This window comes from Undibacterium sp. MH2W (assembly GCF_049340215.1).
Lineage (GTDB): Bacteria > Pseudomonadota > Gammaproteobacteria > Burkholderiales > Burkholderiaceae_D > Undibacterium.
Window position 1 is genome coordinate 219,914 of record NZ_JBMPPA010000003.1, and the last position, 14,669, is coordinate 234,582.

14 protein-coding genes are annotated in these 14,669 nt (G+C 48.4%); 2 read left to right on the plus strand and 12 right to left on the minus strand.

Annotation, left to right across the window (positions count from 1 at the left end):
- Positions 1 to 53: 53 nt before the first annotated feature.
- The 10 genes from hscA to ACO0K2_RS09015 all read right to left on the minus strand — a co-directional run bounded on the left by hscA (position 54) and on the right by ACO0K2_RS09015 (position 9,253).
- Entirely contained in the window at positions 54 to 1,919 is a 1,866-nt protein-coding gene (hscA, locus tag ACO0K2_RS08970; RefSeq protein WP_423017878.1) for a Fe-S protein assembly chaperone HscA, read from the minus strand.
- A gap of 61 nt (positions 1,920 to 1,980) precedes the next feature.
- Complete coding sequence (gene hscB / locus ACO0K2_RS08975; protein WP_423017880.1) at positions 1,981 to 2,484, minus strand: Fe-S protein assembly co-chaperone HscB; 504 nt, start codon at positions 2,482 to 2,484, stop codon at positions 1,981 to 1,983.
- Positions 2,485 to 2,501: 17 nt separating this feature from the next.
- On the minus strand, positions 2,502 to 2,825 hold the full coding sequence (iscA, locus tag ACO0K2_RS08980; RefSeq protein WP_423017882.1) for an iron-sulfur cluster assembly protein IscA: 324 nt from the start codon (positions 2,823 to 2,825) through the stop codon (positions 2,502 to 2,504).
- 41 nt (positions 2,826 to 2,866) lie between these two features.
- Positions 2,867 to 3,253, minus strand: coding sequence for a Fe-S cluster assembly scaffold IscU (iscU, locus tag ACO0K2_RS08985; RefSeq protein WP_423017884.1), 387 nt, complete (start codon positions 3,251 to 3,253; stop codon positions 2,867 to 2,869).
- Positions 3,254 to 3,331: 78 nt separating this feature from the next.
- Positions 3,332 to 4,585, minus strand: coding sequence for an IscS subfamily cysteine desulfurase (locus tag ACO0K2_RS08990; RefSeq protein ID WP_423017886.1), 1,254 nt, complete (start codon positions 4,583 to 4,585; stop codon positions 3,332 to 3,334).
- A gap of 16 nt (positions 4,586 to 4,601) precedes the next feature.
- Positions 4,602 to 5,084: a Fe-S cluster assembly transcriptional regulator IscR gene (gene iscR, locus ACO0K2_RS08995; protein WP_423017888.1), complete on the minus strand. Its 483-nt coding sequence runs from the start codon at positions 5,082 to 5,084 to the stop codon at positions 4,602 to 4,604.
- Positions 5,085 to 5,246: 162 nt separating this feature from the next.
- Positions 5,247 to 5,456 (minus strand): VF530 family DNA-binding protein, encoded by a 210-nt coding sequence (locus ACO0K2_RS09000; RefSeq protein WP_423017890.1) that lies wholly within the window; start codon positions 5,454 to 5,456, stop codon positions 5,247 to 5,249.
- A gap of 15 nt (positions 5,457 to 5,471) precedes the next feature.
- Positions 5,472 to 6,341: a hypothetical protein gene (locus tag ACO0K2_RS09005; protein ID WP_423017892.1), complete on the minus strand. Its 870-nt coding sequence runs from the start codon at positions 6,339 to 6,341 to the stop codon at positions 5,472 to 5,474.
- Between the two features lie 144 nt (positions 6,342 to 6,485).
- The gene (locus tag ACO0K2_RS09010) at positions 6,486 to 8,003 is read right to left on the minus strand and encodes an aldehyde dehydrogenase family protein (RefSeq protein ID WP_423017894.1); all 1,518 of its coding nucleotides are present in this window, start codon (positions 8,001 to 8,003) and stop codon (positions 6,486 to 6,488) included.
- 158 nt (positions 8,004 to 8,161) lie between these two features.
- The gene (locus ACO0K2_RS09015; protein ID WP_423017896.1) at positions 8,162 to 9,253 is read right to left on the minus strand and encodes a saccharopine dehydrogenase C-terminal domain-containing protein; all 1,092 of its coding nucleotides are present in this window, start codon (positions 9,251 to 9,253) and stop codon (positions 8,162 to 8,164) included.
- Between the two features lie 142 nt (positions 9,254 to 9,395).
- On the opposite strand from ACO0K2_RS09015, the gene ACO0K2_RS09020 reads away from it, so the two are divergent.
- Positions 9,396 to 9,842 carry an Lrp/AsnC family transcriptional regulator gene (locus ACO0K2_RS09020; RefSeq protein ID WP_423017898.1) on the plus strand — a complete coding sequence of 149 codons (447 nt, stop codon included), beginning with the start codon at positions 9,396 to 9,398 and terminating at the stop codon, positions 9,840 to 9,842.
- 111 nt (positions 9,843 to 9,953) lie between these two features.
- Here the strand turns inward: ACO0K2_RS09020 and ACO0K2_RS09025 are convergent, their stop codons facing one another.
- Positions 9,954 to 10,298 (minus strand): hypothetical protein, encoded by a 345-nt coding sequence (locus ACO0K2_RS09025; protein WP_423017900.1) that lies wholly within the window; start codon positions 10,296 to 10,298, stop codon positions 9,954 to 9,956.
- Positions 10,299 to 10,917: 619 nt separating this feature from the next.
- On the opposite strand from ACO0K2_RS09025, the gene ACO0K2_RS09030 reads away from it, so the two are divergent.
- Complete coding sequence (locus ACO0K2_RS09030; protein WP_423017902.1) at positions 10,918 to 13,158, plus strand: hypothetical protein; 2,241 nt, start codon at positions 10,918 to 10,920, stop codon at positions 13,156 to 13,158.
- A 78-nt stretch (positions 13,159 to 13,236) separates the two neighbouring features.
- Here ACO0K2_RS09030 and ACO0K2_RS09035 read toward each other — a convergent pair whose 3' ends face one another.
- A complete protein-coding gene (locus ACO0K2_RS09035; protein WP_423017904.1) occupies positions 13,237 to 14,619 on the minus strand; it encodes an L-serine ammonia-lyase in 1,383 nt (460 codons plus the stop codon).
- Positions 14,620 to 14,669 lie beyond the last annotated feature (50 nt).

A 14,669-nucleotide genomic window follows, 5' to 3' on the forward strand; every position in this document is an offset into this window, starting at 1 on the left:
TTGATTTTTTGTGCATCATCGTTTGTCGCAAGTCGATGCTGTTCAGATAGCGCTTATTCAATATCGTTCAGTCGCTTTCCGGCGAGTGCAGTACGTACACTCTGATCCATCCGGCGTGCTGCAAATTCTTCCGTTCCGTTAGCAAGCGCAGTGATCGCGCTGTGCAACTTTTCGTGGTCATCCTGCTGCATCTGCGCTCGTACAGCTTGCATCAAGCCATCGATGACGCTGAATTCAGATTCTGAAATCAATTGGCGATCTGCATCTAACGCGGACTGCGTTGCAAGCAGAATACGCTCCGCTTCGACTTGTTCTTCGCGAAGGGCGCGTAGCTTCATGTCTTCATCCGCCGAGCTAAATGAATCCTGCAACATACGAGTAATATCGTCGTCAGCCAATCCATAAGAGGGCTTGACGGTGATGGCTGCCTCCACGCCGGAGCGTAATTCACGCGCCGAGACAGATAATAATCCGTCAGCATCCACTTGGTAGGTGATCCGAATTCGTGCGGCACCCGCAGCCATTGCTGGAATGCCACGTAATTCAAATTTTGCCAAAGATCGGCAGTCACTCACCAGTTCACGTTCACCTTGAACAACATGAATCGCCATCGCGGTCTGACCGTCTTTGAATGTCGTGAATTCTTGCGCTCTTGCGCAGGGGATGGTCGAATTGCGTGGAATAACTTTCTCGACCAGTCCGCCCATTGTTTCAACACCGAGTGACAGCGGGATGACATCTAATAAGAGCCAATCATCGCCAGGAGCGCGATTGCCGGCTAATAAATTCGCTTGGATCGCTGCGCCCAGTGCCACGACCTTATCTGGGTCGATATTGGCGAGGGGTGTCGTTTCAAAGAACTCGCCCACCGCTTTGCGAACGTGAGGCATGCGTGTTGCGCCACCGACGAGAACGACACCGTCGATATCGTCACTAGTTAACCCAGCATCACGAAGCGCTTTGCGGCATGGGGTGATGGTTTTGACGACCAAGTGTTGCGTTATTTCGGCAAAAATCGCGGCGGTAATTTGCAGGTGGACGCTTTCGCCAGAGTTTAATTTCGCATCAATGAAGGTGCTTGGTTTGCTAGAGAGGATCTCTTTGGCTTCACGCGCTTTCATCATCAGCAAGCTCGTATCTTCGTCAGACAGAGGTGAGAGCTTTGATTCTTGTAAGATCCAGCAAAACAGTCGGTGATCGAAATCGTCACCACCGAGTGCGGAGTCACCGCCCGTTGAAAGTACTTCGAAGACACCCTTGCTCATCTTCAAAATAGAAATATCAAAGGTGCCACCGCCTAAGTCATAAACAGCATAGGTGCCTTCAGAAGCATTATCTAGTCCATAGGCAATCGCTGCTGCAGTGGGTTCATTGAGTAATCGTAATACATTGAGACCAGCGAGTTTCGCTGCATCTTTCGTTGCCTGACGTTGTGCATCATCGAAATAGGCAGGAACAGTAATGACGGCGCCGACCAAATCATCGCCCAGCGCATCTTCCGCCTGTTGACGTAAGGTGGCGAGGATCTGTGCAGATACTTCTACTGGACTCTTAATGCCGGCAACCGTTTTCAATTGAACCATGCCTGGCTCGTCATGAAAATCGTAAGGAAGATTTTCTGTGTAGGCGATATCTTTTAAACCGCGACCCATGAATCGTTTGACGGAAACGATCGTGTTTTTGGGGTCGTTGCTTTGCTCTGCCTGTGCTTTGAATCCGATGTGTGCATGACCATTCGGCAGATAACGGACGACGGAGGGCAGTAAAGGGCGACCTTCTTCGTCATTTAACACTTCTGGAATACTATTGCGGACAGTCGCTACTAATGAATTCGTCGTACCCAGATCAATCCCAACCGCCAGACGATGTTGGTGTGGGGCGGTGGACATGCCTGGTTCTGAGATTTGCAATAAAGCCATGGTATTTTGGGTGGATGGCGAACCATCAGATAAGCGCGATGAGGCGCAAGGTTAATCGAGTTTATTCTTCTAGTGCCGCAATGTCAGCAATGAATTTTTCTAAGAACATGCACGTTCTGATTTGTTGCGCCGCTGCTGGATAATTTTTCTCATCAAGTGACTTCCCAACCAGCGCGAGTTGCTCTTTCTGCGCTTGGTGTAACTCTTTTTCAAGACGCATCAGTGCGTTGAGGTCATTTGATTGACGTGCGTCGTCGAATGCTTCTCGCCATTCCATTTGCTGCATCAAGAATTGCGCCGGCATCCTGGTGTTCGACTCAGTCTCTAAATCGACGCCTTGCAATTCACACAGATAAGTTGCACGCTTGAGTGGTTTCTTCAGCGTTTGATATGCTTCGTTGGCACGGGTCGCCCATTGCATGGCTACCCGTTTTTCAGCATCACTTGATTGCGTGAACTTGTCTGGATGTACCTTGTTTTGCACTTCATGATAAGCGCGGTCCAGCTCATGCATATCCAGCGAGAATTGTTGCGGCAACTGGAATAGCTCAAAATGGTTTTGCATAACGGTATTCTGGTTGCTTAGATACGGAAACTCTCGCCACAACCACACTCATCTTTGACGTTCGGATTGTAGAATTTAAAACCTTCATTTAATCCTTCACGGGCAAAGTCGAGCTCTGTGCCGTCGATGTACGGCAAGCTTTTCGGATCAACGAAAACCTTTACACCGTGGGATTCAAAGACAGAATCATCATTGCCCGCTTCGTCGACATATTCCAGCTTATAAGCCATGCCAGAACAGCCAGTCGTTCGCACGCCAAAACGGAGGCCGATGCCTTTGCCGCGGCGCTCCATATAGCGTGTGACGTGCTTTGCTGCTTTTTCTGTGAGTGTGATTGCCATACTGCTCCCCATCCTTACTGCATCAATTCTTCGCTGCTTTCTTACGCTGCGTTGTGTTTATTTTTGTAATCCAAAACTGCTGCTTTGATCGCGTCTTCTGCCAGAATGGAGCAGTGGATTTTGACTGGAGGTAAAGCTAATTCTTCAGCAATAGCGGTATTTTTGATTTCTAACGCTTGATCCAGTGTTTTACCTTTGACCCACTCTGTGACGAGTGACGACGAAGCGATCGCAGATCCGCAGCCATACGTTTTGAATTTCGCATCTTCAATGACGCCATCAGCGCCTACTTTAATCTGCAATTTCATGACGTCGCCGCACGCTGGTGCGCCAACCATGCCTGTACCAACACTGTCGTCACCCTTTTCGAAGGCGCCAACGTTACGTGGATTTTCGTAGTGATCTAACACTTTGTCTGAGTAAGCCATTTTGATGCTCCAAAAAATTATGTACTGCCGTTGTGTCAGTGTTCGCTGGGCGAAGGGTTATTCACCCAGCACTGATGTTTAATGTGCTGCCCATTGAATGGTTGAGATATCAATGCCGTCTTTGTACATGTCCCACAAAGGCGACAAAGAACGTAATTTCTCAACTTTGGTTTTCAACAAATTGATCGTGAAGTCAATGTCTTCTTCAGTCGTAAAGCGACCGATGGTAAAGCGAATGGAGCTATGTGCCAATTCATCACTGCGACCAAGCGCACGTAAAACGTAGGATGGCTCTAAGCTTGCAGAGGTACATGCCGATCCTGAAGAGACAGCGATATCTTTAATCGCCATGATCAATGACTCGCCTTCGACATAATTGAAGCTGACATTCAGATTGTGTGGCACGCGGTGATCCATGTCGCCGTTGACGTAGGTTTCTTCAATTTCTTTCAAACCATTAGCCAGACGATCGCGCATTGCACGAATATGTGTCAGTTCGCTTTCCATTTCTTCTTTGGCGATGCGGAATGCTTCACCCATACCAACGCATTGGTGCGGTGCTAATGTGCCAGAGCGGAATCCACGTTCGTGACCGCCACCGTGCATTTGCGCTTCCAGACGCACGCGAGGCTTGCGGCGAATATACAGCGCGCCGATACCTTTTGGTCCGTAGGATTTGTGAGCAGAGAAGGAGACTAAATCGACTTTGACTTTTTCAAGATCGATGTCAACTTTGCCGGTTGCTTGTGCAGCGTCAGAATGGAACACGATGCCACGCTCGCGGCACAGCTCACCGATTTCTGCGATCGGTTGAATGACGCCGATCTCGTTATTGACCCACATCACAGACACCAAAATGGTGTCAGGACGGATTGCCTCTTTTAACTGTTCAATCGTAATCAAGCCATTGTCTTGTGGCTGCAAATACGTTGCGTCAAAACCTTGGCGCTCTAATTCACGCACGGTGTCGAGAACTGCTTTGTGTTCAGTTTTGACGGTAATGATGTGCTTACCTTTGGCTTTGTAGAAGTTCGCTGCGCCTTTGAGAGCGAGGTTATTGCTCTCTGTTGCGCCCGATGTCCAGACGATTTCACGTGGATCTGCGTTGACCAAGGCAGCAACATTTGCACGTGCTTCTTCGACTGCCGCTTCTGCATCCCAACCATACATATGACTACGAGACGCCGGGTTGCCGTACTGGGCGCGCAGAAATGGAATCATTTTGTCGGCAACGCGCGGATCAACCGGCGTCGTTGCGGAATAGTCCATATAAATAGGGAAGTGTGGGGACTTCAGTGTATCCAACAGACTTTGTTCTAGTGGTGCGTTCATTCAAGACTCCAAATATTCAAGAAGCAGTGTGATTGGCATGCGCCTGATGCACGACAATGACTTGGTTTTCCGAGATTTTCTGTTTTTGTTGATTCACCAGATCCTGTAAGGAGACGGAATCTAGATAATCGACCATTTTTGCGTTTAATGTTGCCCACAAGTCATGCGTCATGCAATGCAGGCCATTGCTGACGTCGCTACCATGACAATTTCCTTTGCCACCGCATTGCGTTGCATCAAGAGGTTCATCAACAGCGATGATAATATCGGCGACAGTTACATTTTGTGCTTTACGGGCGAGATGGTAGCCGCCTCCTGGTCCACGCACCGATTCCACGATTTCATGACGGCGCAGTTTTCCAAAAAGCTGTTCGAGATAGGATAGAGAAATATCCTGGCGTTGGCTGATGCCGGCAAGCGTGACAGGACCTTTGTCTTGACGCAATGCCAGATCGATCATCGCTGTGACAGCAAATCTTCCTTTGGTTGTAAGGCGCATGTTGTTGCTCCGGTGCCTGTGGCTAAAAATCTTATGCCCTGAGTTGTTGAGCATTTTGATCAAGTATAACAAACTTGAGTGATTCTGTCAGGTACTGGGTTTTTTGGCTTTTTCAGAGGCGGAATGCAGGTGCCAACAGCGGGGGGAAGGGGCTTAAGCGCGTTAGATGGCCGGCGTTTCCAGAAACAATTGTTCCACTTTCTGCCTTGCCCACGGTGTCTTACGTAAAAATTTCAGGCTCGATTTTATACTAGGATCACTACTGAAGCAGCGGATCTGAATGCGGGAGGAGAGCTCTTCCCAGCCATAGTGCTCAACTAATTGTAGAAGGATGGATTCCAGAGTAATGCCATCGAGGGATTTCTTTTGCATGAATTCGTTTTCTCATTACGGTTTGAACCAAAGCTCTTGCCGATGGAGTGGTAATTTTCGGCTGTCGAGCTGAGGATTGCTTAACTCGATAATTGTACGCCGTTTTATGTTTGCTCTTTGAATTGCTTCTTTATTGTATTTTTGGAAAATTCGCTCGAATTCACCAGTGGCGACAATATGCTCCATCCCAGTTTGAAGATCCTTTGCAAATACCGGCTGTCGAGGTGATACAAAAAAATAGTATGCCGTTGGGTAGTGAAGTACGATGTATCGATCCACGACAAGCGGTAGTTGCGCATGGGTCGCTTGTTCTCCCCAAATCTCAAAAATAGCGCGCGGGAAGTAATCAAATCGGTTCATGGTGAGCATCTTGAATAATGCCTCATAGGTCGATGAAGAAACGACCTTGAGCTGGTTACTCTCCAGTATGGCGGTGTCCGGCCAATCATGGACTTGGCCAGCACTAAATTTCTGCAAATCGTTGAGCGTTTTTACATGCTGGAGCAGGTCGCGATTTTGTTGAGTGACAAACGCAATGCGCCATCCAAGCGTTCCCTTGTCGAGTGGAACTCTGATGGGAATGAGTTTGCTTTCACGTTCATTCGTTGACATACTCCAAATCAAATCGAGCTGCCCATTTGGAGAAGTGGTCTCATTGATCGCGCGTGTTTGGGGGTAATTTTCAGCGCTTGGTATGAGGTGATATTTCTCTGGAAATTCTCGTAATGCGGCGTTGAGCACCTCTAAGATAAAATCAATATGAGGGTCAATTGCCGCTGTTGATCGTGGGTAATAAATTGTTTCAGCGCACCATGCGCTTTGATATTGCCCGCAGAGGATCAGGAATATTGTCAGAATACAAGATTGAATCAGATGTTTGCACATTGATAACTGGTATGCACCATTGGCTAAAATATTAAAATTATTTTAGCCCAATGTGACTCCAACTCAGCCTGCTACCGAAAATAAAAAAAACTGCCATGGTGATATGGCAGTTTTTATGTGAACAAGCATTCGTGCACAGAAATACTAAATATCGAAGCTGATACCCTGTGCTAAGGGGAGTGCATTGCTGTAATTGAAGGTATTTGTTGCTCTGCGCATGTAGGCTTTCCATGCGTCAGAGCCGGACTCTCGGCCTCCACCTGTATCTTTTTCACCACCGAATGCACCGCCAATTTCAGCACCTGAAGGGCCAATATTGACGTTTGCGATACCGCAGTCACTACCAATCGCTGAGACAAATTTTTCAGCTTCACGCATATCGGTCGTAAAAATGGACGAAGAGAGACCTTGCGGTACAGCATTATTCCATTCGATTGCCTGCTGCAAATCAGTGTAGCGAACGATATACATGATCGGCGCAAAGGTTTCGTGATGCATCGATGCTGTGTGCGTCGGCATTTCGACCAATGCCGGTTTGACGTAGTACGCCTCTTCGCAACTCGCCACGGTGACGCGCTCTCCACCAAATACTTGGCCACCTTCGTTTTTTGCGATCGTCAGCGCACTTTGCATGGCGTCGAAAGAGGCACTGTCAATCAGTGGGCCGACGAGCGTGTTTTTGTTGAGTGGATTACCGATAGGCAATCCTGCATAAATTTTCTTTAGTCGCGGGATAAGTGCATCGTAAATGCTGTCATGGACAAATAGTCGACGTAGTGTTGTGCAACGTTGTCCTGCTGTACCCACCGCAGAGAAAGTGATGCCACGAACAGCCATCTCGAGATCGGCGCTTGGTGCGACGATCATCGCATTATTGCCACCCAATTCAAGAATTGTCCTGGTCAAGCGTTTAGCACAGGCCTCTGCAACTTGACGACCCATTCGGGTGCTGCCGGTAGCACTCACCAGCGCGATGCGCTTGTCATTGACAATGTGTGCGCCGATGTCACGACCACCGATAACTAATTCTGCCAATCCCACGGGGGCATCATTGCCAAATTTGGCAACGGCCTTCAAAAATAAAGCGTGGGTGGCGATTGCGGTGAGCGGTGTTTTTTCAGAGGGTTTCCAAATGACACTGTTGCCGCAAACAAACGCGAGAGCCGCATTCCATGCCCATACGGCGACAGGGAAATTGAAGGCCGAAATCACATTGACAACCCCGATTGGGTGCCATTGTTCCATCATCCGGTGACCAGGACGCTCTGATGCAATCGTCAGTCCATACAGTTGACGCGACAAGCCGACGGCGAAATCGCAAATGTCGATCATTTCTTGTACTTCACCCAAACCTTCTTGCAAAATTTTACCTGCTTCTAGCGTCACGATTTTACCGAGCGTTTCTTTGTGGATACGCAATTCTTCGCCGAAGAGACGCACTAACTCGCCACGTCGCGGTGCAGGAACTTGTCGCCATTGTTGAAAGGCCGCGTGCGCACGATCAATTCGTGTGTTGACCTCATCGATATCGTTCTCCCGTAAGCTAGCGAGTGTTTTTCCATCGATGGGTGATTTGCTGAAAATGTCCGCGCCTTGGTAATCCGCGAGTTGGACGCCAAGGTCTGCAAGTAAGTGTTGAAGTGTGGAGTTATCCATGATCATCGCTTATCAATAAGTGGTATGGCTGTTGTTGAACGATTGTGTCGTTTGGGTATGTGCCAAAGTGGATGAAATTATCTCGTGCCATTTCACGAAGAAACAGGAAGGCGGATTGCTCGTCGACCTTCCTGGTTTCTGTTATCTGACGCGCCGTCTTTTTATTATACGGCGTAATATTGACCAAACCGATTGGAAAGAAAGTCGGAGAGATTGGTTTGCTCTTGGCGGACGAGACCGTGTTGTGGCAATTTACCGTTGACGACTAAGTCAACCATGGCGCAGATGCCGGACGCCGTCGTCAGTTGAATGGCGGAGAGCAATTGGCCGTTCACATTTTGTGCGTAGATTTTCTTCGCGTAGGACTCCTGTTCCAGACGTCCGGCGCGCATACCAACGACGCTGACAAATACCAACACAACGTCTTGCTTTGTCATTGGAATTGACGTTTCCAACACATCCTTCAAAATGGGGCGACGTTCTAATTTACCTAATTCAAGATCGCGAATAAGCATTTTGACGATGTCACGATGACCAGGGTAGCGTACAGTTTTGTAATTGAGATTCTGTACTTTGCCCTCGAGGCTTTCACACAGTGTCCCCAGTCCGCCAGAGGTATTAAAGGCTTCGTAGTCAATGCCGTCGAGTGAGAAATGTTCGATCTCTTCCAGTGCAGCAGTTTCGCGTAAATGACCATCGACAATGGCTTCACATGGATTGCAATACTCGTTGATTAATCCATCAGTACTCCATGTCAGATTGTATTTCAGCGCATTGTTAGGGAAAGTCGGCAACGCACCAACGCGCATGCTGACATCCCGCAGAGAATCAAATTTTTTCGCGACATCATTAGCCACAATCGAAATGAAACCGGGTGCTAGGCCACACTGTGGGACAAATGCACAGTCTGCTCCTTCTGCTAATTGCTTGACGATGCGTGTGCTTTCCACATCCTCAGTCAGGTCAAAGTAGTGCGAATTCGCCTGACGGGCTGCACTAGCGATGATCGGCGTCAGGAAGTACGGGCAAGCGGAGAGGGTGACTTTGTGGCCGCGGATTAATTCGGTCACTGCTGACTGATTCCCGAGATCAGCCTGAACGACACGTGTCCGTGGAAAGCCTGCCTGCTCAACGTATTTCAGACGCTCTGGATCACGATCTGCAACCGTAATTTCGTAGTCGCCCGTGTGGGAGAGCAAGTTAAGAATCGCATCACCGATCTTGCCGGCGCCGAGAAGGATAAGTTTGGTTGCCATACAGTGTCTCCGAAAATAGTGTTGTTAATCAGTACCGGAAAACAAGTCTAGATGGAAATTTTGTCAGATAATAGTACGTAAAATATCGTCATAATGCTCAAAGTGACGACAAATTGACGAACTAATTAAGCAAAGTGTAGCCATGAAGCCAGAGCTCGATGAGATTGATCACAAAGTACTCGCCCTATTGATGGACGACGCCCGTTTACCTGTCACCACCATTGCGAAGCATATTGGTGTAGCACGGACGACGATCATCGCCCGGATCGCTGCGCTTGAAAAACGAGGTGTTATTGCTGGCTATGGCCTTAAACTCAACCAAAAAATGGTACAGCAGGGGGTGCGGGCTTATGTGGGGATGTCTGTCGAAGCGCGTTATGCGACTGCGTTGATTAAATTCTTGCAGTCATTGCCTGAGACAGAAACCTTGTGTGCAGTCAGTGGTGCGATTGATTATATGTTGACGTTACGCTGCGATACGACGGATACCCTGGATCGATTATTAGATCGTATTGGTGCGATGGATGGCGTTCGACAGACGTCGACATCGATCATTTTGAGTAAGAGGATCGACCGTAGTGCGCTATGAGGTAAGGATGCAGTGATCGAATGATCTTGTTGGCATTGCTGTGGAGCTTGATTGCCATGCCTCAAGCTCCATCAAAGGGCGGGGGTAACAGAGGAAGGTGTATGTCGCAGCCTAGGTATTGCTGGCCGCTTTTTGCATCGATTTTTTAGCAGCGACATTTGATTTTTTCTGTGCATTCGATGCCGCAGCTGACTCGTTAAATAAGGTGTTTGACTGCATCAGAATTTGCAAATGGACAGACGCACGATCAACGCCACTACGATCCCACGTGTAGGCTACTGGCTGCTGGTTTTCGCTACTGGTTGTCGGTACTTGGGGTGTTTCAGGTAGATTTTTCTCTTGCTGGCCTTGCGGGATCGACAGAGAGGCGGTCGCACAAGCATTATCAAAATAAGAGGCAGATAACACCAATAAAGCGGTAGTGATGAGGCCAGAAAATGTTGATCTGATGTGCATGATTGCCTGCGTTTTTAAATGTATGAGCGACTAAATTCAGAGAGCGTAGCAAGGTGATTGCTGTGTTGTTGAACGCACTCTCTATCCCTGAAATTGAGCAATCTTTAACTTCGTCCTCTACTAAAAGACTTAAGCTAAAAGAGCATGTTTTCCGTGTTAATTCGTGGCGGTACGCCAGATTTTACTATCAACCTGATTGTTTGCAAGGTTTTGTTCAGGTTTAAGACCATTTTCTTAGGTTACTTGGCTTGCACTTAAGTCATCTTTTGGTCGTTTGTCCATCGGACTTCTCCACACAGTGGTCGTTTCGCTTGTATTGACAGTGTTTTAACTGTTTTTTTCAACTGTTTGTTTCTTAGGCGTACTGTAATCCTGCAAAGGTGGCAAGTCGATCCTTATGCGATGAAATGCGTTAATGATGGGATGAAAATATCCAAAATGGGCTTGTAATGCAGTTAGTCCCGTCTTTTCAAGCATTTGATTGTATGGGGTGACGCTAAAATAGTCGTGGAGTTAGCCGATGGCTGTTGCCCAGACGTGGTGTGGCAATCTGTCTTATCATTTTGATCATTGACGTTCTGATTGTGAACGCTTCGTTCAATTCTACCGAAGGATATCAATGCAATTACCTTTCCGTTTATCGCTTTTCTTGCCGCTATGGTTGATGAGTCTGCCGGCGCATGCCCAATTGCAGGTATGGGGCGATTATCCTCCTGTGCCGAGGGCGGAAGCGGAGGGCGTTCAAACGGGTCTTCAAGATCTCCGTCAGATCGATCCTTTGCGCGCGTTAGAACGGTTCAATGATACCCAGGTGCAGATATGGCTGAAAAAGCAGAACGGAGTGACCGACCGCGTGCTCTCAGGCGTGCAGGGTATCCAAGCATTAGCGACCCGGCTCCGGGAACTCGATAGTGCTGAAAAACTCCAGCGACAACATCAGGAAAAAAACGTTTCCATGATGTCTGGCACCACAACGCCGCTTGCCGCATCGCATCGTAGACCGTCTTTCAAGCCGTCAAAAGAGGCACCCGTTGAATTCCGAACGAAAGAAGCATTGTTTTATACCTATAGCGGTGCCGACAAACGCATTCGTCTCATAAAACAAAACCTGTCGATCGGCAGCGAGCAGGTGATTTACCTTACTAATGCAGGTGAACGTGTTGCGCAACTGCTCGTGTCGCCCGATATGAAAAAGATAGGGATGTTGATTGCGCAGAGTGATGGCGCGATGTCGGTACGTTTTGTGCGCATGGAGAATGGTGAACTCTTGCCTGACGGCATTCATGCACTGGTAGTCGATGAGCCAGACGATGTCAGTCTGCAGTGGAATGGTGACAGCAACGCATTACTGTACAGTCGCAACGTCCACGTCGGAGAATTCAAGAAATCTGAAATATGGATGCACGAGCTGGATAAACCGGAGAAGTTTGACCGCGCCATTATTGGTGTTGATCTACGAGCGAGCACGGTCCAGGCATTGAAATTACAACCTTCTGAGAGTGTATCGCTGAGCAGTATCATAGGGACTTCCTTGGTCATGCTTTCAATCGCACCTGCTGATGAGGGCTCAAAACGGTATTTTTATACGCCACAATCGGATCTCAAGGGGCTCGCGACAAAATGGAAACCCATCGCTGTGCCAGCCGATAAGCTACAAGCGGTCGCGCAAGTCGGTGATGCCTTGTTCCTCTTGTCGAACAAAAAAAGCCAGCAAGGCGAGATCCTGAAATTGCCGCTAAGTAGCTCAGCAACGCAGTTGCAGCTCAATGAGGCTAAAGAGCTGATCAAGTCGGGGAATGAAAAGATTCGCGAATTGATTGCGACAAAAAGTAGCTTGTATTGGACCACGGAAGCAAATGGGGTCAATAAGCTATTCAGATTCGATGTGAATAGTGGTGCGACAGAAGAAGTGCGCCTGCCAGTAAAAGGGAAACTGAGTCACCTTGCTGCAGACGTCGCCACAGATCGTCTTTCTTTTGAACTTGCTGCGCTCGATGCTGTGGTAAGTATTTATGCGGTCGATGCGCAGGGAAAAATCACAGATCTGACGCCAGTCAAGCCAGAGCAAGCTGTTGCGAGCTCAACTGCTTCCTCGTCATCCAAGTCGGATACAGAGGCCAATAAACGGCCTTCTGTGTTGCATAAGGAATTGTCTGTTCCACTGGCGGACGGCAGTGCATTACGTGTCAGACTCAGTACTCAACTGGGAGTGGAGCCGGGTGGCGAACATCCTGTCTTGCTCCGTGTGTCAACAATCGACGTACCGAACGATGATATTTATGCGCAAGTATGGGCAGAGCAACATGGGATTGTCGTTGATATGACCTTACGAACACCCTCTGTGAAAAAAGAGACGAAGGCGATTGACCCTGCTGATGATGTCGTTTCAGTGGCGAACTTTTTGGTTACTCAGCATTATGCGACACCTAAAACCTTGGTCGCCGAAGAACTATCGGTCGGTAATAGCGCATTGATCAGAGCAGTGATGAAACAACCAGCATTATTTGCAGCCGTTTCTATTCATGACGTTGCGAGTGAGATGCCGATTGAAAAACGCAAACTGCAAGCAATGAAGCCAACCACCTCGAAAACACCGTATAACGACTTGCGTGCAGGTGTTGCCTATCCAGCGATCTACCTGACAGCCAATGAGGCAACGACGTCGCCGCCGGCGTGGATGTCTGCCAAACTTGCAGCCGCACTGCAAATTCTTTCTACGAACAAAAATAAACCGATTTTGTTGAAGACGTTTTCGTCCACCAATCCAGATGATGCGATACAGCGAACGGCGTATCGTTGGGGATTTTTCTTCTGGCAGCTTGGTGAGAAAAAATGGATGCTATCACCTAGTAACGAATAATCACATAGATAGGTAAAGCAGATACAGTTGACAAGGTACGCGCATTGCTCGCGTACCTTGCATTATTTTGAGTTGAAATCAGCAGGCGGCGTAGTTGACTGTGACAACGTGGATTGCCAATCCACCCAGCGACGTTTCTTTATATTTTGCCTGCATGTCATGCCCCGTTTGACGCATAGTCTCAATGGCATCATCGAGTGTGACTTTGTGGGTGCCATCACTCCGTAACGAGAGCGATGCTGCGGTAATTGCTTTGACCGCTCCCATGCCATTGCGCTCAATACATGGAATTTGTACTAAACCGCCAATTGGGTCGCATGTCATACCAAGATGGTGTTCGATACCGATTTCGGCGGCGGCTTCAATTTGTTCGTTGCTGCCACCGAGTGCCGCAGTGAGCCCGGCTGCTGCCATGGCACAGGCAACGCCAACTTCCCCTTGGCAACCAATTTCCGCACCGGAAATCGATGCATTTTTTTTGCACAGCATACCGATCGCTGATGCCGCTAATAAAAAGTTTCTGATGCCTTGCTGGGGATTGGTGGGTTTGCAGTCCTCTGCATAATAGCGTAGCACAGCAGGAATAATGCCTGCCGCGCCGTTGGTTGGTGCAGTAACCACACGACCACCTGCCGCATTTTCTTCATTGACTGCCATTGCATACAAGCTGACGCGATGTAAGCCATCATGAGGTAATACATCCGCTGTTTCGTTGGCGGTACGCCATAATTTTGCCGCTCGGCGTTGTACGTGAAGACCACCGGGTAATTCGCCCGTTAATTGCAAACCGCGGGAAATGCAGTTTTTCATGACTTCCCAGATCTTGTCGAGGCCCGCATTCAATTCATCATCTGTGCAATGCGTGATCTCATTGGCGCGCAACATAGTCGTGATCGACAATCCGGTTCGCCGTCCGTGGGCCAATAGATCTGCCATCGTCGAGAAGGGGAAAGGGACCTTTTTATTTCCATCATCTTTGACGATTGTAGGTTGCCCGAGCTCGTCGGCGGAATAAATGAAACCGCCACCAGTGGAGTAATAGGCTTGTTCTTCGGTTGTGCCGTCATCGTAAGTCATGATAAATTTCATGCCATTGGGATGTCCGGGCAGTACTTCTTGCTTGTGCCAAAGAATATCGATTGCTGGGTCAAAAGTGACAGGGTACTCGCCGAGTAAATGCATCTGGCGTGTGCTGCTCAGGTTGGCAAGCTTTTCTTCTACCGTTTCAGGTGCGACGTCTTGTGGTGTTTCTCCCATGAGGCCGAGCATGACAGCTTTGTCGGTTGCATGGCCTGTGCCTGTTAACGCGAGAGAACCATAGAGTGCGACTTGCACTTTTTTCGCGTGAGGAAGCTGTTTGCATTCAAGCAAAAAACGACGAGCCGCTAACATGGGACCCACCGTATGGGAGCTCGATGGACCCACGCCTATTTTAAATAAATCGAATACACGCATGTCCATCGTTTGTTCCTCTTTGTCTCTGTTTTTATTGTAAATCAATGAATTTGAAT